The sequence below is a fragment of the Paenibacillus sinensis genome, from assembly GCF_019904155.1.
Classification (GTDB): domain Bacteria; phylum Bacillota; class Bacilli; order Paenibacillales; family Paenibacillaceae; genus Paenibacillus_AQ; species Paenibacillus_AQ sinensis.
In genome coordinates this window covers 84,358-106,325 of sequence record NZ_JAHCMB010000153.1, presented here as the reverse complement: position 1 = coordinate 106,325, position 21,968 = coordinate 84,358, and the positions used below count along the sequence as shown (strand labels likewise).

The window sequence follows — 21,968 nt, the reverse complement described above, 5'->3', positions numbered from 1 at the left end:
CAACAGTCAAGGCGAGTGTGCCTTGGCTGTTGTTTTTTTATAATTAATATAATCATTAATCAAATCCGACGACAACCTCATGCACCTTGCGAAAGACGCATTATTTGTTGAATATATGGCATTGACTTCCGAAACAAAATCCCTCTATAATGACTTTGTAATTTATAAATTAGTTAATATTAATATTAATCAAAATCATGTTCAAGCTCATATCTGCCCGTGAATAACGGTCTTGATGAAGGGAGTATCAAATGGATAACGCTGCTAAACTGAATGTGTATACGCAGAAGATTGAGGCTGATCTAGGGGATTTGTTCGGCATCTTTTTTGAAGACCTGAATCATGCCGCCGACGGCGGATTATACGCGGAGCTGGTACAGAACCGCTCCTTCGAATTCGACAAGATCGACCGTCAAGACTATCATGCCTTAACCGCCTGGGAGAAGGTGGAGCGCGGTGGGGGACGCGCGGACTTGAGGGTGGAGAGCGAATCCCCGCTTCATCCGGTTAACCGCCATTACGCGGTAATTGAAATTGAAGAGCAGGGGGAAGGAGTTGGCCTGTCGAACGCGGGGTTCAATACGGGAATTCCGGTAAAAGAAGGGGAGAATTATCTCTTCTCCGCATACATGCGGCGCAACGACAGCTTCGACAGCCCGGTACGCGTCTCCATTGAAGACTCTAATGGAACAGTTTGCGGTTCTGCGGAATTAACGGTGCACTCCGACGAGTGGCGGAAATACGAAGCCGTCATAACGGCAAATTGCACCGATACCGCCTGCCGGCTTGTCATCGTTACCGGGGGAAGAGGCAGGCTCTGTCTGGATTTGGTGTCGCTGTTCCCGGAGAAGACCTTTCTCGGGCGACGCAACGGGCTGCGCAGCGATATTGCGGAACTGCTGGCCGATCTGAAGCCGAAATTCATGCGTTTTCCCGGCGGCTGCCTCATTCATGACGGCTCGCTTGACCCGGATGATCGGGATTCGATGTACCGGTGGAAGAATACGATCGGAGATATCGCTTCACGCCCGCCGAGAAGGAACAATTGGGGGTATAATCAGACACTTGGGCTGGGCTACTATGAATACTTCCAATTCTGCGAGGATATCGGAGCGAAGGCGATTCCCGTATTGCCCGGCGGATACGATCCGCATCACCGGAGAATGGTCCCGATTGACGATTTGGGGCCCTGGATTCAGGACGCACTGGACCTGATCGAATTCGCCCGGGGCGACGCTTCGACCAAGTGGGGAGGTATCCGCTGCTCGCTCGGCCACCCCGAGCCTTTTGGGCTGGAGTATATTGGGATCGGCAATGAGGAAGTCGGAGAGCCGTTCTTCGAGCGCTACCCGTATTTCCACCGGGCGATCAAGGAGCGTTATCGCGATATCAAAGTCATTAACAGCAGCGGCCCGTTCGCGGCAGGCGGCGAGTATGAACGGGGCTGGGCATCCGCCCGGGAGAACGGATCGGACCTTGTGGATGAGCACTATTACCAGTCGCCGGAATGGTTTCTCGCGAACATGGACCGATACGATGATTTCAAGGCGGATGAACCCAAGGTCTTTCTGGGCGAATACGCATCCTGGGGCAACACCTATTACAACGCGCTCGTGGAAGCCGCCTTTATGACCCGGCTGGAGCGCAATGCCCGCGCGGTCGGTCTGGCCTGCTATGCGCCGATGCTGTGCAATGCCGACTATGTCAATTGGAAGCCGGATATGATCTGGTTTAACAACCATCAGGTGTTCGGCACGCCGAATTACTATGTCCAGAAGCTGTTCATGAACCATCAGGGGGACCGTCTTCTGCATATTGAAGCGGAGAACCTGCCTTGCGGGCCGGGGGTTGTTCAGAAGCCCATACATGGCGCCGTAGTTCTTGCGGCGGAGCAATCCGAAGTCTCCTACCGGAACTTGTCGCTGACAAATCATATTACAGGTGAACAAATCGTGCAGGAAGGGCCTGTTGAGCTGAACGATGCGGAAGACACTCCGGATCTGGGGGAGAAGATTTGCTCATTCCCGCTGGGTGAAGGGGATTGGAGAGACTATACCGTGAGGCTGACAGCGAGAAAAACGGGGGGCGTCCGCGGCTTCCTGATCCATTTTGGCGTAAAAGACGGGCAGAATCGGCTAAGCTGGGAAATCGGCGGATGGCAGAACCAGGACAGCACGCTGAATGCCACGATTGACGGGCGTGGCTCTTGCCTGACCCAGAGTCTCTTCACGGTGGAGGATAACGTGGATTATACACTGGAGCTGCATATTTCCGGACGCCGGATTACCGTTTCGATTGACGGTGTTCCGGTCAACCAGGCGGAGGATCGTCTGCCGGAGATTGAGCCTCTATACTATACGGCAAGCCGGGAGGACTCTACCGGGGAAATTCTTGTAAAGGCGGTTAATGTGCAGGACAGATCGTTACCTGTCCGAATTGGGCTTGAGGATCTGCCGCCCGGCCGGTATGAGGCGGAAGTGCATGATATGTCGGGATTTGAGCTGAGCGATGCGAATGGATTCGAGAACCCGGCTGAGGTGAGTCCTTCCATGCATGTTCGGGCACTTGAGGGGAATGGACTTGATTATGTATTCCCGAAGCATTCGATTACGGTGTTCAGAATCAGACAGTCTTGACCGTCAGTCGGCCATTCCGGCTTCATTTTTTCCATTTTCAACAACTATCGCTTCAAGGAGGACTTTATCGTGACACTGCACAACAGCCAATACTCAGGTTATCTTCTGGTTCATTTTATCGGAGAGCAGCCTGATGGTGAACAGGTCTATTTCTCTTACAGCGAGGACGGCCTGCATTGGAAGGACCTGAATGCGGGCTTGCCGGTTCTGCGTTCGGAGCTGGGGGAGAAGGGCGTGAGAGATCCTTTTATCGTGCGTTCGCCGGGGGAGAACAAGTTCTATTTGATCGCCACGGATCTGCGGATTGCAGCCGGAAAAGGCTGGGAAGCCGCAGTGAACGAGGGCAGCCGCGACATCATCATCTGGGAATCACCCGATCTGGTGAATTGGTCTTCACCCTGGTCTGTAACGCTCGGCGTAGAAGGCGCCGGGTGCGTCTGGGCTCCGGAGGCGATATATGATGAAGCTGCGGATGATTTCCTGGTGTTCTGGGCCTCCGCCACGCAGGAGCCGCAGGAGAAGGAACGGAAGCATAAAATCTTTAGCGCACGGACGAAGGATTTCCGCAGCTTTAGGACGACTGAAAAATATATCGAACGGGACAACGATATCATCGATACCACGATTATTGAGCAGGGCGGCTCTTACTACCGGTTCTCCAAAGATGAGACGACCAAGAATATCCGGGTTGAAAAAGGCTCATCGCTGGACAAGGATGCCTTCATCCCTGTAAGCGCCCCGGTGCTGGAGAAATTGTCCGGTGTGGAAGGACCGCAGATTTTCAAGCTGGGCGACCGCGAGCAGTGGTGTTTGATTGTGGACCGCTTTGCGGAAGGGAAGGGGTATCTTCCCCTGTTGACCTTCGATCTTGCGAACGGCGATTTCCGGGTTCTGCCGGATGAATCATTCGATCTGGGAGCGAACAAGAAGCGCCACGGCGGCGTCATTCCGATTACAGCGGATGAATGCAGCCGCCTGCTAGCGGCGTTCGGGGACGGCCATCAGACGCTGCCGGGGCAATTCGCAGATCCGGATCTGGCGAAGTTCGGCGGCCGCTATTATTTGTATTCCACAACGGATGGCTACACGGGCTGGTCGGGCACGCAATTCCATGTGTTCTCTTCGGCAGATTTGCGTGAATGGCGGGACGAAGGCGTTATTTTGGATCTTGCGACGGATGATGTGCCATGGGCGACCGGCAGCGCCTGGGCTCCGGCAATCGCGAGCAAGGAGGGTCGCTACTTCTATTATTTCTGCGGTAAAATGGCAGGCGGCGAGAGCGCCATCGGCGTTGCGGTTGCCGAGAATCCGGCAGGACCGTTCCGCGCCCAGCCGGAGCCGCTGATTACGATGGAGCTGACGAAGCGTCTCGGGATCGATATGAGCCAGGCCATTGATCCTTCCATCTATGTTGAAGATGACGGCGCGGTCTATCTGCTGTTCGGCAACGGTCAGCCTGCCACCGTGCGGCTCGGCGAGGATATGATCAGCGTCATCGAGGAGACGATGAGCAATCTTGACGGCCTGTACGATTTCCGTGAAGCGGTCACCGTATTGAAGCGGGACGGGCTGTATCACTTCACATGGTCCTGCGATGACACCGGAAGCGAGGATTACCATGTGAACTACGGCACGGCGGAGCATCTGTACGGACCGGTAACGTACCGCTATCCGGTTCTGTTCAAGAATAAGGACAAGGATATGCTCGGCACCGCCCATCATTCGATTCTGCATGAGCCTGATACCGGCAGGTACTGGATTGCCTATCACCGGTTTGTCACGCCGCTATCCCGTTTTGCGGAAGGAAAAGGGTATCATCGCGAAGTCTGTATCGACCCGCTCGCCTTCGGCGAAGACGGGCTGATGCAGCAGGTTCGGCTGTAGATTTATATCAGAGCGATAGGAGCTGAAGCGTACAATGACCTCTTCTTTGGCCTTGACCGGCAACTTTCGGTGCGATTCTGAGGGGACGCGAATCGTATCTGTTGCGACGGAAGCCTTTCAGATGGAGACGACGCAGGCAGGTGGCTGCGTCACGCTGGATGTATCGCCGTATCCCCGGGAGATGTGGACGGATTTCGATTATTTGACTGCGGATATTTGTCATGAATGCCATGATGTGCTGGTTGTCATGTTCCAGTTTCAGGATACGGACGGCCGCTCGATTACCGTCCATTACGGTATTCTTCCATATATTAAGACGCGGCTATGTCTGCCGCTCAAGGCGCTGAACGGCGAACGGCTCTTTCTGGATCGTTATCCCGGGGTGCTGCAATCCGTCCTCCGGGGAGATGCCTTCGTGGACCGGAGCCGGATCGGGGCATTCTCGATCTGTACAATCCGGTCGGTTGCACCCCGGCGATTCGAGGTTTCGGGGCTGCGTCTGACCCGTTCGGAGCCGGAGTTTACGTATGAACCCCATCCGTATGTGGATGGGCTTGGGCAGCTCGCCTGGAAGGATTGGGCGGACAAAACCCGTTCCGCCGAGGAAATGGCCACGGCGCTGAACGGGGAGCTTGACCTCGCCCGGCAGGCTGTGGACGATGCTGATTCGCCTATCGGCCCATATGGAGGCTGGAAGAACCTGCAGTTCACGGCAACCGGGTTCTTCCGTACCGAGTTCGACGGCTCGAACTGGTGGTTTGTCGATCCGGACGGCTATGCCCTGTTCAGCACAGGCATTGACTGCATCGGCCCTTATTCGGAGATGCGGGTATCGGGCATGGAGCATTTGCTGCCTGAGCTTCCCGATCCGGACGGGCCGTTCAAGGAAGCATGGAGTGTGCATGGATACTGTCATGCCGTCGCGAACATGATCTCCGTATTCGGAGAGCGTTGGCGGGAATGCTGGAAGGAATTGACCGAACACCGTCTGCATGGCTGGGGAATCAACACGATCGGAAATTGGTCCGATCCGGGGTTTATCCGCAGCTCCTCTCTTCCTTATGTGTATCCGATGTATGGGTTCCCGGAGACAAGGGAGACGATATATCGCGATTTCCCGGACGTGTTCAGCCCGGAATATGAGAGGGGCGCAGCAGAGTTCGCGCAGCAGCTTGTGTCCCTGAAGGACGACAAGCGGATGGTCGGCTACTTCATGCGGAACGAGCCGAATTGGGCTTTTGTCGATGGTCTGAACCTGACGGAAGAGCTGCTTCGGAATCCGTCTCCGCTGGTCTCCAAGCACCGGCTGATTGAATGGCTTCGTGAGAAGTATGGAACGGTGGAGCGGTGGAACGCGGCCTGGGAAGCCTCATTCGACGATTTCGGGGATTTGCTGGACAGCGAGAAGACGGCGGGGAGCAGAAATCCGGCACAGCAGCGGGATGATTACACAGCCTTCAACCGGATGATGATCAGACGGTATGTGGAGATTCCCGCCGGATGCTGCAAGGAAGCGGACCCCCATCATCTGAATCTGGGCATGCGCTATGCCTGGATTTCCAATGAAGATCTGCTGGAGGGCTGTGAAGCGTTCGATGTATTCAGCATCAATTGCTATCAGTTTCAGCCGGACAGACAGCAGATCGAAGAGATCAGCGGCAAGCTCAATCGCCCGGTCATGATCGGGGAATACCATTTCGGGGCCGCGGATTCCGGCATGCTGGCTTACGGCATCCGGGCGGTCGCAACCCAGCAGGACAGAGGTCTTGCTTACCGCTATTACGTGGAACAGGCCGCCGCGATCCCGGGACTGATCGGCGTTCATTATTTTCAGCTTAATGATCAGGCGGTTCTGGGACGGTTCGACGGGGAGAACTACCAGATCGGCGTCATCGATGTATGCCAGCGGCCTTACCGGGCTTTTGTGGAACAGATGAAGACAGCGCATGAGAATATGTATGAGATCCGGACTGGCGGCAGGGAGCCGCTCGGGCAAGCGCCCGGGGAAATCCCGAAGACCGGTTTCTGATTGATGATGAAAAAGGGTGGGAGAGGATTTGAGATATGGGCATACATTATAATGAAGAGACCCGAGCATTCCATTTAACAACCAGGACCACCAGTTATGTACTGCAAGTTGTACGCGACGGATATGTTGCGCATCGCTATTGGGGGAGACGAATCAGCAAATTCCGGGATTCAAGGCCTCTCCCTTTTGTGGGGCGGCCGCTCTCACCGAATCCGGACAACGATTGGAATTTCTCGCCGGACATGCTGCCTCAAGAGTATCCGGGATTCGGCACCGGCGATTTTCGGACACCCGCTTATCAAATCATGCAGGAAGACGGCTCCAGCACATGCGATTTGAGGTATCATGCGTACCGGATCGTCCGCGGCAAGCCGAAGCTCGAAGGGCTGCCTGCGACCTATACGGAGAGCGATGATGAAGCTGATACGCTGGAAATCGAGCTTAAAGATGTTCTTTTGAATATCAGCGTAATTCTCTCGTATTCCGTATTTGAAGAGCTGGATGCCATTACTCGTTCAGTCAAATTCGTTAACCTGGACAGGCAGCCGGTCAAGCTGCTTCAGGCGGCGAGCATGAGCCTGGACTTCGACGATGCGGAGTACGAAATGCTGCATCTCTCCGGAGCCTGGGCAAATGAGCGGAATATGCATCGGCGGCCTCTGTTCCAGGGCAATCAGTCGATCGACAGCAAGCGGGGAGCGAGCAGCCCGCAGCAGAATCCGTTCCTTGCGCTTCTCAGAGGGGATGCTAATGAGCATCAGGGCGAAGTGTATGGATTCAGCCTCGTATACAGCGGGAATTTCGCGGCCGGCGTGGAAGTGGATCAATACGCCACTGCCCGTGTGACGATGGGAATGAATTCGTTCGACTTCTCCTGGCTTCTGGAGCCGGGAGAAGCATTTCAGACGCCTGAAGTGGTCATGGTATATTCGAATGAAGGCTTGGGCGGTATGTCCAGAATTTATCACCGGCTGTACCGGTCCCGCTTGTGCAGAGGGGTATACAGGGACAAGGAGCGGCCTGTTCTCATCAATAATTGGGAAGGGACCTACTTTGATTTCACCGCAGACCAAATCGAACAGATCGCTGCAAAGGGCAAGGAGCTTGGAATCGAGCTTCTTGTTCTTGACGACGGGTGGTTCGGAAGACGGAATGATGATACAAGCTCTTTGGGCGACTGGTTCGTCAATCGGGAGAAGCTCCCGGATGGACTCGATAATCTGGCGGAGCGGATTAATAAGCTTGATCTGCAATTCGGATTATGGTTCGAGCCGGAAATGGTATCCGAGAACAGCGAGCTGTACCGGAATCATCCCGATTGGTGCATTCATGTCAAAGGCCGCCGCAGAACGACAAGCAGAAGCCAGCTCGTGCTCGATTTCTCCAGACAGGACGTATGCGATGCGATTGTCAGCCAGTTATCGGATATTCTGCGAAGCACGCCGATTGTGTACGTGAAATGGGACATGAACCGGCATATGACCGAGATCGGTTCCGCGGCGCTGCCAACGGAGCGCCAGCGGGAGACGGCGCACCGTTATATGCTGGGCGTGTATCAGGTGATGGAAAAACTGACTACGGCGTTTCCCCATGTGCTGTTCGAGAGCTGTTCCAGCGGAGGCGGGCGGTTCGATCCCGGAATGCTGTACTATATGCCCCAGACCTGGGCGAGCGATAATACGGATGCGGTCAGCCGGTTGAAAATCCAATACGGAACCAGCATCGTCTACCCGGTCAGCTCGATCGGAGCCCATGTGTCCGATGTGCCCAATCATTTGCTCGGACGTGTAACTTCATTTGAAATGAGAGGGAACGCCGCTTTCTTCGGCGCATTCGGCTACGAGCTGGACCTGACCAAGCTTAGCGAAGAAGATGCGGAGACCGCCAGGAAGCAAGTTGCCTTATATAAAGAGATTCGAGGATTAGTGCAGTTCGGCGATCTGTACCGCCTGCTCAGCCCGTTCGAGGGAAATGAGGCTTCCTGGATGTTCGTATCGGGTGACCGCTCAGAAGCCATAGTCTTCTACTTTCACATTCTCGCTCAGCCCAACTCGGGAGTCCGGTCGATCCGGCTGCAGGGATTGGAGGCGAGCTTCGATTATGAACTGCTTGATAGCGGGGATATCTTCGGCGGCGACGAGCTGATGTCAGTCGGTCTGCGCGTGCCCGCCGAACTGACTGGCAGAGATTTCTCAAGCCAGGTATGGCGGTTCAGGAAGATTTCATCGGTTGAAAATGGACAGGAGAGCGTACTGCACCGGCATGTGAAGCGAACAGGGCCGATTCGTTAAATCGCGGTCATTACATGCTCCCATTTTAGAAAAGAAGCCGTCACCCGCTATGCCAATCGGCACAGCAGGTGACGGCTTTCGTTGTTTGGTGTAACGGTTATTTCAATCCCATTGCCGACATGACGTCAACTTCATTGGCTTTCTTGTACCAGTCGTTGACCTCTTCGGTAATCTTCGTTCCGCCTTTTTCGTACCATTGCTTCACAAATTCATCATAGGCTTCAAGCGGCTCTTTGCTGTAGATGATCTTGGTGAAAGTCTCCTTCTCCATGGTGTTCAGCTGCTCCCAGGAGGACTGCATCGTTGTGGTTGGCGGGCCGTTGAAGGCGTTCGGAAGCAGCACATCCCGGTTCTCGTACGAGATCACGTAGCCGTCTTTGGCCGTCTGGTCAATCGAAGCGGATCTCATCAGGACGCCGTTGTCCGCCTTCGCGCCGTTAGCCAGATCGAAATAGGATTTACCCGGTCCGTCGACGCTTGGCGTATTCTTGGTGAAGGTCATTTTGCCCACGCCTTGAACGGCATCCAGCGGTTTGTTGAATTTGGTAGGCTCGAAGACGACTTCGTTGTTCACGAGATCATAGTCGTAACCTTGAGCATAGCCGTACTTGAAGTCGCCGGTGCCGAATGCCGCATCATACAGCTTGTCGTAATACAGGAAGAACGCTTCCATATTGTTGAAGTCCTTGTTGAACATGAAGACCCCGTCGTTCAGCTGTCCCGATTGATAGGTTTTGTCTTCCTTCACACCCTTGATGGTCGGGTAAGCGGCGATTTTGGCGCCCTTCACATTCTTCTCGACATCCTTCACGCTGCCGTAGAGCCATGGACGTCCGATGATAATGCCGGCTTTGCCCTCTGTGAAATCGGCTAGAGCGTCCCATGCGCCTTGGGTGGCCAATTCCTTGTTCAAATACCCCTTGGAGTACCAGTCGCGGAGCTTCGCCAGTGCTTCCTTGTTGCCATCCGCCACCGAGCCGTAGGTGAGCTTGCCGTTGTCGTCATACCACATTCCCGGAAGGTTCTTGCCCGTATAGGCGCTGAAGATCATGACCGGATCGCTGACCCAGCCGGTATTGTAGGAATCCTTGCCGGAGAAGTCGAAGCCGTACGTATCCTTCTTGCCGTTGCCGTCCGGGTCGTCGTTCGTAAAGGCGGCGATGACTTTTTCAAATTCATCAATGGTTGTAGGCGCTTTCAGTTTCAGCTTATCAAGCCAGTCCTGGCGGATCAGCATCACTTCGCCTTCCGTCAGGTTGGGGGAGATAGCCATGCCGTACACTTTGCCGTCTTGAATGACGGGATTGAAGGTGGTCGGATACTGCTTGTAGATTTCCTTGAGCCGGTCGGGCATGTACTTGTTGATGTCCTCGGTTATATCCTTGACCAGACCGGATTGAATCAAGTCATTCTCAAGCGATGTGTCGTATACCGGCAGAACATCGGGCAGCTTCTCCGAGCCGGTGAGCGCCAGGCGCAGCTTCGTATTGTAGTTGGAGGCGTCGCCGCCGAGCAGCGTCGTTTGTATTTTGATGCCAAGATTATCCACACCCCAGCGGGTCATGACATTATCGTTAAGACTTTCGCCATTGATGTATTTGCCGGCATTCTCATCCAGCTGCTTGGAGGTGGTGATAGTGATTACCGGATCATATTTGCCGTCTTTCAGAGTCGCTTCCTGCGCAGCGCCGGACCCGTTGTCCTTCGACATGCAGCCAGCCAGCATGCTGGTCATCAATAGAGCGGAAGCAGCGATAACACCTGTTTTGGTCATCTTCATCGATTTAGCTCCTTTTTGGTTAACATGGTGTTGACTCTATTCTATTCCTTTACAGCGCCCAGGACGATCCCTTTGACAAAATAACGCTGCAGGAAGGGATACACGAGGATAATCGGCAGCGTGCTGATAAAGATCTGGGCGGCCTTGATGCTCTGCTGCGACATCGCCTCCGCTTCCGATTGGCTGAGCGCCATGCTCTGCGCCGAGCTCTGCACAACAACCGTCTGCAGGAAGGAAGCCAGCGGATAGTTGGAGGTGTTGGACATATACAGAATCCCGTCAAACCAGGAGTTCCAGTGTCCCACCATGATGAACAGGCCGACGGTTGCCAATCCGGGGAGAGACAGCGGAAGATAGATTTTTCGGAAAATCCCGAAGAATGTCGCTCCGTCGATAAAAGCCGCTTCTTCAAGCGCTTTCGGAATCGTCTTGAAGAAGTTCATAATCAGGATCAGATTGTAGGCGCCGAAAGCGCCGGGCAGCACCAGTGCCCAAATGGTATCCTTCATGCCAAGGCTCGTAATCAGAATGTAGGAAGGAATCAATCCGCCGGAGAACAGCATCGTGAATACAAAGATCCACATCAGGACGCTGCGTCCGCGGAAGTCCTTGGACATGGCGTACCCGGCGGTCGTGATGACGAACATGCCGATCAGTGTGCCGAGCACGGTCCGTACTACGGAAATCAGCATGGAGCCGTTAAAATTTGTATTGCTGAACGTCTTGGCGTAAGCGTCCGTTGTGAAATGAACCGGCCAGAACGAGACGAGATTGCCGTTGACGGCCGCCTTGCTGCTGAACGACTGCGCGAGCAGATGCAGCAGGGGCAGGAAGCAGGATAGCGCGACCAATATGAGCAGGATGTGGTTGAAGATAGAGAACACCTGATATCCCTTGGACTTGTGATACACGCCCATCCCTCCTTTCTAGAAAATTTTGTAGTTCGCAAGCTTGTACGCGATCCGATAGGAGATGACGATCAGAATGAAGCTGATTCCGGATTTGAACAGTCCGACCGCCGTACCGAAACCGTATTGGCCGTTAAGCAGGGAAGAACGGTATACATAGGTGTCGATAATATCGCCGGTGCTGTAGACGAGCGGGTTATACAGGTTGAAAATCTGGTCAAAGCCCGCATCCAGAATGCTTCCAAGGCTGAGCGTCGAAATGACGATGATCATTGGCAGCATGCTTGGCAGCGTCACATGGCGAATCTGCTGTCGCCGGTTGGCTCCGTCGATCTCGGCCGCTTCGTAGTAGGAAGGGTCGATGCCTGTAATCGTGGCGAGATAGACGATCATGCCGAATCCGAAGTTCTTCCATAGGTCACTGATGATAACGGTTGGCCGGAACAGGGCGGGATCTCCCAGGAAGAAGATCGGCTTCGTTCCGAAGACGCTGGTGAGAAAATGGTTGATGCCTCCGTCCAGTCCCAGAATGTCGATCATGATGCCCGCGATTGTGACCCAGGACAGAAAGTGCGGCAGATAGACCAGCGTCTGAATGCTCTTCTTGAGGCCCATGTTTCGAATCTCGCTGAGCAGGATTGCCATTAAGATCGGCACGATAATACCGACAACGATTTTGATAACGGCAATGATGAGCGTGTTCGTGATGGCCTGTGTCGCTTCCTTGTACTGAAAGATTCTCGCGAAATTATCGAGCCCAATCCATTCCGACCCTGTGATTCCCAGCCAGGGCTTGTAATTCTGGAATGCCATGACCAGACCGACCATGGGACCATAGGCGAAAATCAGGACGAAGACCAGTGCCGGAATGCACAGTACATACAGCGGCCAATTCTGTTTAATTTCCTTCTTCCAGGGATTCTTGGCCGTTCTTCGAATTTCGTCCGGCTTTGCCCTGTTCGCCTGAGCGTTGAGTGCCTGTGCGATGGTGATTACCCCCTTTACATGTTGTCATTGCTTCTGTGTTTCATGTGTCAAGGTTAACAAAAGCGCTTACATTACGAAATGGCTCAATTTAAACATTATAGCCACGATCTTAATGAACTTAATCTTTCAGTAAAACGCTTACTTTTTCTTTCGCCAAGGTTGAGCTATGATTAATGGAGTGGGAAGGATCGCGGTGAAGGGGGGCAGCACGATGTTAAAAAAAATAAATATGAAGCGTTTTATATACTTCTTCGTCTTCTTTCTCACGCTCACGCTTGTCCTGTTCTATGTGATGGAAACTATGAGCGCGCGCACCCTTCAGCAGAGTCTGATCCAGTCCTCCAAAAATCAGGTGACTTATACGAACAGCATGCTGGAAGGCGTATTATCCGAAGCCCGAATGTACGCCATCCAATACACGACGGACAATTCCGTCCGTTACTATGAGGGCCAGAAGCAGGTGCTGAGTGTATATGACTCGCAAATGAAGAAGAATGAGATTGGGGCTATGATCAGCAATACGCTCGTGTCCAGCCAATCTGTCGAAATGGTCGGGATTTACTGGAGGTCAGACGGGACCTTTGTATCCACCGTCAGCGACCGGAGCGCCGTCATACCGTTCAGGGAGGTTACGCGCCGGGGGTGGAAGACGGTGAACGGCAGTTTGTACTATTTTTCCGTGTACCCATACATCCATCAGCCCAGCCGTCCCTCGGATATTCAATATATCGTCGGTGTCAAGATCAAGACGGAATACCTGGCGGGACTGCTCGACAAGGCGCTGAACAGCGACAATGCCGATGCCTTCTTTCTGATGGGCAAGTCGCAGCTGGTCGGTAACCGAACTGTGGACTCCAATATAGTAGAAGCGGCCAAGGGGATGATTGAGCCCGATCCGACGCAGGTGCTGGAATATCATTATGAGGCGAATGACGGGAATTATGTGATTTTGTCCCAGTACATCGATTCGATTGACACCTACCTGGTTACCTATACGCGCATGAACGATTTCCTGAATCCGCTTAACCGGAATCATCAGGTGTTCTTTGCCAGCATTTTGGTTATTCTGGTCATTGGGCTGTTCGTCATCACGATGTTCTACCGCAATTTCTACCGGAACGTATACTTGCTGCACAAGCGGTTCTATCAGGTGGAGCAGGGTGAATACGGCACGCGGATCAAAGAGAATCCCGGCAACGAATTCGACAGCCTGTTCAAGAGCTTCAACCACATGGTTGCGCAGATTCAGGCGCTGTTCGTGTCGCTTGAGACGGAGACGGAGCTTCGCCAGAGCGCGGAGCTGAAGCAGCTTCAGGCGCAGATCAATCCGCATTTTCTATATAATAGTCTGTTCTTTATTATGTCGATGGCCAAGGCATCGCCGGATGCCGTCATGCGGATGAGCAAGCATCTGGCCGAGTACTACCGCTATATGACGAAGACGGACTCCCGGAACGTAACCGTAGCCTCCGAGCTTGAGCTTGCGGATCATTATTTGGCGATCATGGCGCTCTGCAAGCAAATCGATTACCGGATCGAGCTGCCGGAGAACATCGGAGCGCGGCGGATTATGCCGCTGATGATCCAGCCGATTGTCGAAAATGCGATTCAGCACGGCATTGAGCAGCATCAGGGGGCTCACCGCGTGTTCATCGAAGCCGAAGAGCTGGGCGGCGGCGTCAGGATCACGGTATCCAACGACGGGAAGGGGCTTACCCCGGAAGAACTGTCGCAGCTTGCGGACAATATCGGACAGGAACAGGCGCCGCCGGGAACGGAAGGCATCGGGCTGTGGAACATCAACAGGCGGCTCAAAAATTCGTACGGCGAGCGCAGCGGTTTGCACTTTTTAACGAATGAGTGGGGCGGACTTACGGTCAGCCTGTCCATCGATTTTCAACTGGAAGAAGGGGAATAGCATGAAAGTACTGATCGTGGACGATGGACAATACATTGTGGAATATTTGAAGCATCTGCTGGATTGGAGTAAATTCGGCGTGGATCAGGTGGAGACGACAACCAATTCCATTGAAGCGAGGCAGATGCTGGAGCAGTCGCCTGCGGATATTCTGATTACCGACATCCGGATGCCGGAGGTATCGGGGATCGACCTGCTGGAGCATGTCGGAGTTCTGAAGCTGAAGACCAAAGTGATCTTTCTGTCCGGCTATTCGGAATTTGAATATGCGCAAAAGGCCGTCCGCCTGGGGGCGTTCGATTATTTGCTGAAGCCTGTCGATAAGGACGATATGGAGAAAGCCATGCGGAAAGTCACCGAGGCGATCGGGGAGAGCCGGCCGGAGGCAGGGGTTTCCTTGGAGAACGTCGATGGTCTCAGTTATCTGCTGTCTTTCATCTGCGGGAACGGCTTTCCGATTCAGGAGGCTCCTATCGGGATGAAGGGTTTCGAGCATGAGCCGATGCGCTTCTTCCGTCTGTCACCGGCGGACGGAGGGGAGGAAATGAAGCTTCGGGATTGCTTGAAGGGGAAGCTTGCGTTCATCTGGGCGACGTCCTCGTCGCTCTCGGGAGTCGTACCCGAATCCGAATGCGGGACTCTTGCTGCCGTCTTGCCCGCCATCGCCATGTCGGAGACGTTTCAGTCCACTCATAAGGATAGAGTCCGCCATTCGTTCTATCGGTTCTTCTACAAGGAGGAGACTGTTTCCGCTGATGTCGCCATGCTCCAGGAATGGTCCGAATTCTCGAAGCTGGAGTCCGGAGAATGGGAATGTGCGCGTCACCAGATCCAGAAGCGGTTCCCAAGGCTGGCAGGCAGGAAGCAGCAGATTATTTTTCTTGTGGAAGCGGCTCATTATTTATATGTGGCCAATGACAAGGTTAGTGCGGAAGAGGTCCAGGGCTGGCTCTTCGACCGGATGGACCGTCCGGAGGATGTCTATGAATCCCTGATCTTTACCCTCTCTCGGCTCGGCCGGGATGAAGATATGCCTGGCGAAGATATCGTCCATACCGTCCGTACGTACATCGCCGGCCATCTCGACGAAGCGCTCAGTCTGGACGACCTGGGGCGAATCGTTCATCTTCATCCTGTGTACCTCTCCAAATTCTACAAGCAGCAGACCGGCGAGAACCTGTCCAGCTATATCTCGCTCAAGCGGCTGGAGCGTGCGTCCCGGCTGCTGATCGATTCCAATCTGCATGTGGTGGATATTTCCCGGATGGTAGGCTATAAGAAGCCTCAATATTTCATCAAGCTCTTCAAGGAGCAGTACGGCATTACTCCGCAGCAATACCGCAAAAAGCGGATTAAATCGTAAATGGACCGGCTTTGCGGGCGGATTGGGCACGAGGTTATGCGAGGTTATGCAGGGAGCGGCGATACCTCCGTCTCCGTTACTCATCGCCTGGTTCCGCACCTGATCCCCTGTTTGATTCTGCGCCTGATTGCTTGTCCGCAGGAAGGGAAAGAATCAGCTGGTTGTTCTCCTTGGATGACCTCGTCATGCTCAGCACATAGCTTTTGAGAAATTGGTCTTTCGCGTCCTTCCACAATTGCATGCCTTTTGAATTCAGGATGGCCGGGTCCATGTGATTGGTCGTACCGGCGAAATAGTGGAGGTTCAGCTCAGCCATCGCCTGAGCCATGCTCTGCCGCTCCGCGTCCGTATAGCCCTGCGACTCCAGCGCGGTATAGGCCTTCTGATATGAGGTATCACGGAAAAAGCTCTCGGCGTATGTACGGAAGTCGAGCAAATCCGGATTGACACTCTTGGTGCGTTCAGCCCATGCTTCAACGTCGACCGGTTCCGTATGATAATCCAGTGCTGAATGCTGCGGATCATAGCGCACGACCCCGAACTGATGCGGATACACCTCAAAGGCGCTTGTGGAAATATCATAGATTCCATTGCGGTAACGAATATCCTGGATATGAATATGTCCGGAAAGCACGAGATGGATGTTGGCGCCAGTGAGAACCTTCTGTACTTCCTCGTGATTATTCAATGTGAAGTATTGGGTGGAGAACTCGCTGTGATCCATCAGATTATGATGCATGACGGCGATGACCTCAGCTCCCGACTGTTCAGCCTTGGCCGTCTGGACGCTGATCCATTCGAGAGTGGCCCCGGAAATCTCCCCGTCCGTCTCGGGAAACCCTACCTCTAGGTTCCGTTTATATTTGCTCGTGTCCAGCATGAGCAGCCATAGATGATCCGAGAGCTTGGTGGTATAACTAAGGGAGTTCCGGTCTCTGGACATGGCTTCGTTATATCCAAAATCCCCATAGATCGACTCGAATTCCTTCGGGGTGATGTAGTCCGTTCTAAGCTGGCGGTTGCCCTTAAAGCTTCTTGCCCACGGGTTCAAAATATCGTGGTTGCCGGGAATGACATAGACCGGAACTCCCGAGTCCTCGATTTCCCGCAGCTTCTTTGCCAGAGTCTGATGGCTTATTTTCTCCCCATTGTTAGTCAGATCGCCGCTTAAGATAACGGCTCCGGGCTTGGCCTGTACAATCTGACTTACCCACGCGTTCACCAGCTCATCCGAATAATAGAGCAATTTCGAATCCCCACTCTTGACGAAGCTCTGGAACGCCTGTCCGCCGTCTTGAAGCTCGGGACTCAAATAATGAAGATCCGTAGCCACATAGAGCTCATCGGACAGTCCGGACCTGCGGACCTCCTTATTCCCCTCATCGCCGCTGCGCGAAGCGAAGCTTAAGAAGATCACGAGACTTAGCGAGATCAGCAGCGGTAATCTAATCTTGTTCATTATATCCCCCAGTGTTGTAACGTTGTATGCAGCATTATCTATCAGATTACCGTAATTCATGAATCTGATCTATGAGATATTAGATGTGGGCATGTTCGTGTACGAATCAGGAGAATGAAATTGTGCCGCTTTTTCCGGGTCCAGCCGATTTTTAAATGGGGTATGACTTGTGGGGATTGGCGCGCAGGGCGCAGGGAGGGGGAACATGTGCTGAAGCTAACGGTCCGCAATGGCTCCCGGAAGGGTGTATTACATGACGAAGCCGATGACAGAGGAACTGTGTGGCTGTGTCTTTGCTCCGATCGTATTGCCTGCTCGTTCTCCTATTCGACAGACGGCGAGACGCGGCACGAAGTGCAGTATCGGTGCCCGTCTCAACCCTGTCTCCCGAAGTGAACGGTGGATTTACCGGAGTATGCCTTGGATTGCATGCCTTAGTTGACGGCATTGGGGATACCTCGCCGGTATGTTATGAGGAATTCCGCTATACGCCGATTCAACAAAGCCTACTTCCAAATATCCAGGGGAAGCGCCTGCCCGGAATGCCCCAGCTTGTCCAATCCGTAGAGGTCTTCAATAGTGCGGAGCAGCGAGTAGTGACTGCTCTTCTGCGTGATCGTCTTCTGCGCGACCATAGGGCCGACGATAAGAGTGGGAATTTTATTGTTCGCGCTCATGTCATCCTCGTCCCAGGTTACGATTAACAGGCTGTTATGGGTCTTGGCCCACCGAACGTAACCGGAAAGCTGCGATTTCAGCCAATCATCCGCTTGCTTGATCGTACCATCGTGGATATCGTGGTCCAGATTCGGAATGACGAATGAAACGGTTGGCAGCTTGTCGTACTGCTTCGGAAATGCCGTCATTGGCAGATTGGCGCTGCCGGGTACGTTCGAGAAATTAACCCAGGGATTATGCTTCCGGGCGTATTGCGCGCTCAGCTTGTAGGGGCCGGTATAGCCCGTGTAAGGCAGTCCCTCCGAGTAGCCGGCAAAGGTATACCCGTGGCTGATAAGCTGATGCGCCAGGTTATCGGTCTGGAAGGTATGCATCGGTTTGTCATTGGCAACGCCTTGGACAGACCCTGAAAAAAGCGCGAGATAATTGGGCTGGCTTGGATGCGTGACCGCGTAATGATTGGTCAGATTCGCCCCCTGTTTGGCCAACTGGTTGATATACGGAGCGGATTTGCTCCCGATAATCTCCCGGTAGGAATGATTCTCCTCCACGACGATGACCACATGGTCGACTGTCGGCAGCGAGGATTCATTGACCGCGGGCTTCGCGCTCTGGGCGGCGTTTGCAGGTTTCGAATCGGCTGCCACCAGACTGGCAGTAAACATCAGCAGAGCCGTAATGGCCGGAAGTATGCGCATTGTGTTCTCCTTTATCAATAGCTTTAGAATGTGAACATCGGACGTATTCCACTATAAGGCATTTTGGTTAAGGGATGTTTAATTGACAACCCGTCTGTGGAGGAGTATTTTTGTATTGAACGATGTTCAATGAATATAACAGTGTTCAGAAAGGCGTGAGTGACTTGGGGTGAAGGAACGGAAGGAACGAGAGAGGGAGAAGCAGCGGGAGCTGATTCTTCAGGCCGCCGACGAGATTTTTGCACAAGAGGGGCTGGAGAAGCTGTCTATCCGTAAAATCGCGGACAAGATTGAGTATTCCCCGGCGATTATTTATCACTATTTTGAAAATAAAGAGGATATCCTCAATCATCTGATGACACGGGGCTACGGCAAGCTGATGTCTTCGCTGTCTTCCTCCGCACAGGACGGGCAGGATGACCCGGAAATCAGACTGAGAAAGCTCATGCGCAGCTACATCGAAGCCGCTCTCGACATGCCGGATGAGTATATGGCGGTTCAGCTCAATCCATCCCCGGAAATTCTGCGGCATACCTCAATGTTCTATAAAGGTGCTTCTCTTCACAATCCTGCTTTGAGCCTTCTCTCCCAGTGTTTGAACGAAATTATGGGGACGGGCCGAGAGCCTGGCAGCGAGGCTTCGGAACTGACTGCGCAGGTTATCGCGGCTTCTTCGCTCGGGCTTGTCATCAAGCTGATCCAAGAGAAGGATATCGGAGAAGAGCAGAGGGAGCGTCTTATCCGAAATTATATCGATTGGGCGGTTGCGGGGACAAAGGCGCTTTGAGCCGGAGCGGATCAACCAAACCTATGATGGATAGAAGGAAAGGGATGGCTATGCCTAGATGGTTATGGACCGTTATCGTTGTACTGGTGATTCTGATCGTCTTGATTGTCCTTGCCGCGGCCGTCGCCAAGACCGTATTTGAGCGAAATGCGAATAAGCTGGCCAGAGAGCTCCTGAACGGGAGTTCCACTGTGAACACCAGAATCATCGGGGAGGAAGACCTGTCGGGTCTGCCGCTTCCTGTCCGGAAATGGCTGGAGAGTACACATATCGTCGGAACAGAGACCGTAACCTCCGTTCGGTTGAAGCAGGCCGGACGAATGCGGACGAAGGAAGACGGCCCATGGATGAAGGTCCGGGCCGAGCAGTATTTCCGGGCGGATGAGCCGGGGTTTGTCTGGAATGCTGACGTTCAAATGGCTCCGTTGATTCATCTCTCCGGACTTGACAGCTACCTTGAGGGCCGAGGGCAGATGAGCATCAAGCTGTTGTCGCTGCTGCCTGTGGTGGATGCGAAAGGTCCTGAATTGGACTATAGCTCAATGGTCAGATATTTGGCAGAGATGCCCTGGTTTCCGGCGGCGGCAATTAGTCCCTATATCCGGTGGGAGCCAATCAATGACCGCTCTGCACGAGCCACCATCAGCCATAATGGGATCAGCGCCTCGGGGGTGTTCGTCTTCAATGATCAAGGAGACTTGATCAGCATAACCGCCAAGCGGTACAGAGAAATGGGCGGAAAATATATACTCAGCGACTGGGGAGGGGTCAACAAGGAATTCAGGGAATTCAACGGAATCCGTATTCCTTCCAAATCCGATGTTAAATGGTTCGATAAATCCGGAGAGTTTACCTGGTTCCAGTGCGAGATTACCGATATTGAATATAACAATCCGAACTTGTATTGAAAACTCGATGGCTCCGCTCATAAAATCTCCCCTGCCCGCAATATATGTATATAGATATTGAGGGTGGGGGGAGAGAATTATGTCCAATGAGTTCGTTATCCGTTCTCTAGATGAAATCAGGTTCTGGTCACGCATAATGAAAGAGCATTCGCTCTTTCTCAGGCTTGGTTTCAGGTGCGAAGATACGCAGTTGATTAATGAGGCCAATCATTTCTACAGTACCTTTGAAGCGATCGAAGCCAAGGCACATGCCTTTGATGCCGGCACAGATCCGCAGACCATCCAGCGCTTCAATGTCGAAGTTCATACGGCCGCATGCCATATTTGGGCGTTCAAGAGAAAGGTGCTCGGGCTTATCCTGCAATGCCGGCTTCCCGGTCAGACGAACTTCCCGCTGCTGGTCGATCATGTGAGCAGAGAAGCCAATTATTTCAGAAACCGGCTGGAGCAGTTGAATACCGGACAATTGGACCCTCTGCCGGATGCGATCATCAATGAAAATGTATTCTTCCTGAAAATTATGGCCGACCATGCGAAATTTATCGGTCATCTTCTGGACCCTTCCGAACGAAAGCTGGTTGATCAGGCCAAGCAGTTCAGCGATGAATTTGACACTCTGTTGTTTCAAGCACAGGATATCGAATCCATGCGTCCGCAATCTCAAACCGTTCCTCTGCTGGATCAGTTTCTGGATCAGAACCGGGTCTCGGTTAAATCGCTGCGGGACTTCAAGAAGACCGCCCGTGATCTGATCGACGAGTGCCGGATCAAGAGCATCATCCATCCGCTGCTGGCTGACCATGTATTTCGTGAGGCGGAGAGATTCCTGTTCATTATTGATATGTTCGAGAAGGCGCTTACCGGCACACCGGTAAGAGAGATCGAAATCCACCATTAGGCGTTCTTGACCTTATTGAAGCTTGCAAATCAAGTTTGCAGGCTTTTTTGTGCTGGCTTGTGACCGTACGGGAATCGGCATGAAGAATCAGCGCATACCTATGACTGGACTTGGAGCGCCGGCATACAGTAATCGCATGACTAATCCAAAAGGAGCTGCTGAGTTGAAACCAATTCCTGTGAAAGGGTATATTCTTCAAAACGAGGAAAAGGGCAGCGATCATTCCCATCATGTGTACATTACTTCATGGGACGGTCGGCCGGTTCATACCCATCCTTTTTGCGGCGTCACCTCTTGTGCGGATGGACACAAACATGAATACGCCGGTGTAACCGAGCCTGCCCCCACCGGTGTTCCGCATGTTCACCGGTATTGCACCATAACTACAGTGGAGCAAGGGCATAAACATGTGATTCAAGGGGTAACAGGCCCGGCAATTCCGATCCCCGGCGGCGGGCATATCCATCATTTCGAAGGGGTCACAACAGTAGCCGGCACAAGACCGCATTGCCATTATTACAAAGGGATGACCGGCAAGGAATCCTGCTGAATTTGCTGGATCTGGAGCCGGGCGTCAGTTCCGCGCATAGGAAGGATTGTCCCGGGAGTCATGCAGAAGACTTACGGAGCAATCCTTTTTATGTTGGAGTTCGATATGTTATATTAAATTTGAAATATATTTTTGGGAGAAAAGGGGATCATACATATTGGTTACAGAGCGTTGATTCTGACTAACAGAAAAGC

Annotated in this window: 15 protein-coding genes and 1 pseudogene; 11 read left to right on the top strand and 5 right to left on the bottom strand. The window is 53.1% G+C overall.

All coding sequences use genetic code 11. The features are described 5' to 3' along the window. Positions 1-251 precede the first annotated feature (251 nt). The 4 genes from KIH86_RS18160 to KIH86_RS18145 all read left to right on the top strand — a co-directional run bounded on the left by KIH86_RS18160 (position 252) and on the right by KIH86_RS18145 (position 8,840). Positions 252-2,636 carry an alpha-L-arabinofuranosidase C-terminal domain-containing protein gene (locus tag KIH86_RS18160; RefSeq protein WP_223082096.1) on the top strand — a complete coding sequence of 795 codons (2,385 nt, stop codon included), beginning with the start codon at positions 252-254 and terminating at the stop codon, positions 2,634-2,636. A gap of 69 nt (positions 2,637-2,705) precedes the next feature. Further along, entirely contained in the window at positions 2,706-4,520 is a 1,815-nt protein-coding gene (locus KIH86_RS18155) for a family 43 glycosylhydrolase (protein WP_223082098.1), read from the top strand. Between the two features lie 34 nt (positions 4,521-4,554). Then, complete coding sequence (locus KIH86_RS18150) at positions 4,555-6,549, top strand: beta-galactosidase (RefSeq protein ID WP_223082100.1); 1,995 nt, start codon at positions 4,555-4,557, stop codon at positions 6,547-6,549. A 35-nt stretch (positions 6,550-6,584) separates the two neighbouring features. After that, positions 6,585-8,840 (top strand): alpha-galactosidase, encoded by a 2,256-nt coding sequence (locus KIH86_RS18145; RefSeq protein ID WP_223082103.1) that lies wholly within the window; start codon positions 6,585-6,587, stop codon positions 8,838-8,840. 97 nt (positions 8,841-8,937) lie between these two features. Here the strand turns inward: KIH86_RS18145 and KIH86_RS18140 are convergent, their stop codons facing one another. The 3 genes from KIH86_RS18140 to KIH86_RS18130 are packed head-to-tail and all read right to left on the bottom strand — an operon-like array spanning position 8,938 to position 12,431. After that, positions 8,938-10,620: a type 2 periplasmic-binding domain-containing protein gene (locus KIH86_RS18140; RefSeq protein WP_235775474.1), complete on the bottom strand. Its 1,683-nt coding sequence runs from the start codon at positions 10,618-10,620 to the stop codon at positions 8,938-8,940. Positions 10,621-10,661: 41 nt separating this feature from the next. Then, on the bottom strand, positions 10,662-11,531 hold the full coding sequence (locus KIH86_RS18135) for a carbohydrate ABC transporter permease (protein WP_223082105.1): 870 nt from the start codon (positions 11,529-11,531) through the stop codon (positions 10,662-10,664). Positions 11,532-11,546: 15 nt separating this feature from the next. After that, positions 11,547-12,431, bottom strand: a complete 885-nt coding sequence (locus tag KIH86_RS18130; RefSeq protein ID WP_223082483.1) for an ABC transporter permease — start codon at positions 12,429-12,431, stop codon at positions 11,547-11,549. Positions 12,432-12,726: 295 nt separating this feature from the next. Here KIH86_RS18130 and KIH86_RS18125 point away from each other — a divergent pair, with 295 nt between their 5' ends. Further along, positions 12,727-14,433: a sensor histidine kinase gene (locus tag KIH86_RS18125; RefSeq protein ID WP_223082107.1), complete on the top strand. Its 1,707-nt coding sequence runs from the start codon at positions 12,727-12,729 to the stop codon at positions 14,431-14,433. A 1-nt stretch (position 14,434) separates the two neighbouring features. Further along, on the top strand, positions 14,435-15,796 hold the full coding sequence (locus tag KIH86_RS18120; RefSeq protein WP_223082111.1) for a response regulator transcription factor: 1,362 nt from the start codon (positions 14,435-14,437) through the stop codon (positions 15,794-15,796). 76 nt (positions 15,797-15,872) lie between these two features. Here the strand turns inward: KIH86_RS18120 and KIH86_RS18115 are convergent, their stop codons facing one another. Next, complete coding sequence (locus KIH86_RS18115; RefSeq protein ID WP_223082113.1) at positions 15,873-17,255, bottom strand: metallophosphoesterase; 1,383 nt, start codon at positions 17,253-17,255, stop codon at positions 15,873-15,875. A gap of 281 nt (positions 17,256-17,536) precedes the next feature. On the opposite strand from KIH86_RS18115, the pseudogene KIH86_RS30165 reads away from it, so the two are divergent. After that, positions 17,537-17,734: pseudogene (locus KIH86_RS30165) on the top strand (hypothetical protein); the annotation flags it as partial. A 27-nt stretch (positions 17,735-17,761) separates the two neighbouring features. On the opposite strand, the gene KIH86_RS18110 reads toward KIH86_RS30165, so the two are convergent. After that, positions 17,762-18,631: an alkaline phosphatase family protein gene (locus KIH86_RS18110; RefSeq protein WP_223082114.1), complete on the bottom strand. Its 870-nt coding sequence runs from the start codon at positions 18,629-18,631 to the stop codon at positions 17,762-17,764. A gap of 169 nt (positions 18,632-18,800) precedes the next feature. Here KIH86_RS18110 and KIH86_RS18105 point away from each other — a divergent pair, with 169 nt between their 5' ends. The 4 genes from KIH86_RS18105 (at position 18,801) to KIH86_RS18090 (ending at position 21,774) form a co-directional block, all read left to right on the top strand. After that, positions 18,801-19,418, top strand: a complete 618-nt coding sequence (locus KIH86_RS18105) for a TetR/AcrR family transcriptional regulator (RefSeq protein ID WP_223082117.1) — start codon at positions 18,801-18,803, stop codon at positions 19,416-19,418. A 50-nt stretch (positions 19,419-19,468) separates the two neighbouring features. Beyond that, a complete protein-coding gene (locus KIH86_RS18100; protein ID WP_223082120.1) occupies positions 19,469-20,326 on the top strand; it encodes a DUF6544 family protein in 858 nt (285 codons plus the stop codon). A gap of 79 nt (positions 20,327-20,405) precedes the next feature. Further along, positions 20,406-21,224, top strand: a complete 819-nt coding sequence (locus KIH86_RS18095) for a DUF2935 domain-containing protein (RefSeq protein WP_223082122.1) — start codon at positions 20,406-20,408, stop codon at positions 21,222-21,224. 163 nt (positions 21,225-21,387) lie between these two features. Further along, entirely contained in the window at positions 21,388-21,774 is a 387-nt protein-coding gene (locus KIH86_RS18090; protein WP_235775473.1) for a YmaF family protein, read from the top strand. Positions 21,775-21,968 lie beyond the last annotated feature (194 nt).

Bases quoted from the DNA above. Each gene is read 5' to 3' on its own strand.
- KIH86_RS18160 (WP_223082096.1), top strand. From the start codon at position 252: ATGGATAACGCTGCTAAACTGAATGTGTATACGCAGAAGATTGAGGCT.
- KIH86_RS18150 (WP_223082100.1), top strand. From the start codon at position 4,555: ATGACCTCTTCTTTGGCCTTGACCGGCAACTTTCGGTGCGATTCTGAG.
- KIH86_RS18145 (WP_223082103.1), top strand. From the start codon at position 6,585: ATGGGCATACATTATAATGAAGAGACCCGAGCATTCCATTTAACAACC.
- KIH86_RS18140 (WP_235775474.1), bottom strand. From the start codon at position 10,620: ATGAAGATGACCAAAACAGGTGTTATCGCTGCTTCCGCTCTATTGATG.
- KIH86_RS18125 (WP_223082107.1), top strand. From the start codon at position 12,727: ATGTTAAAAAAAATAAATATGAAGCGTTTTATATACTTCTTCGTCTTC.
- KIH86_RS18120 (WP_223082111.1), top strand. From the start codon at position 14,435: ATGAAAGTACTGATCGTGGACGATGGACAATACATTGTGGAATATTTG.
- KIH86_RS18115 (WP_223082113.1), bottom strand. From the start codon at position 17,255: ATGAACAAGATTAGATTACCGCTGCTGATCTCGCTAAGTCTCGTGATC.
- KIH86_RS18110 (WP_223082114.1), bottom strand. From the start codon at position 18,631: ATGCGCATACTTCCGGCCATTACGGCTCTGCTGATGTTTACTGCCAGT.
- KIH86_RS18100 (WP_223082120.1), top strand. From the start codon at position 19,469: ATGCCTAGATGGTTATGGACCGTTATCGTTGTACTGGTGATTCTGATC.
- KIH86_RS18095 (WP_223082122.1), top strand. From the start codon at position 20,406: ATGTCCAATGAGTTCGTTATCCGTTCTCTAGATGAAATCAGGTTCTGG.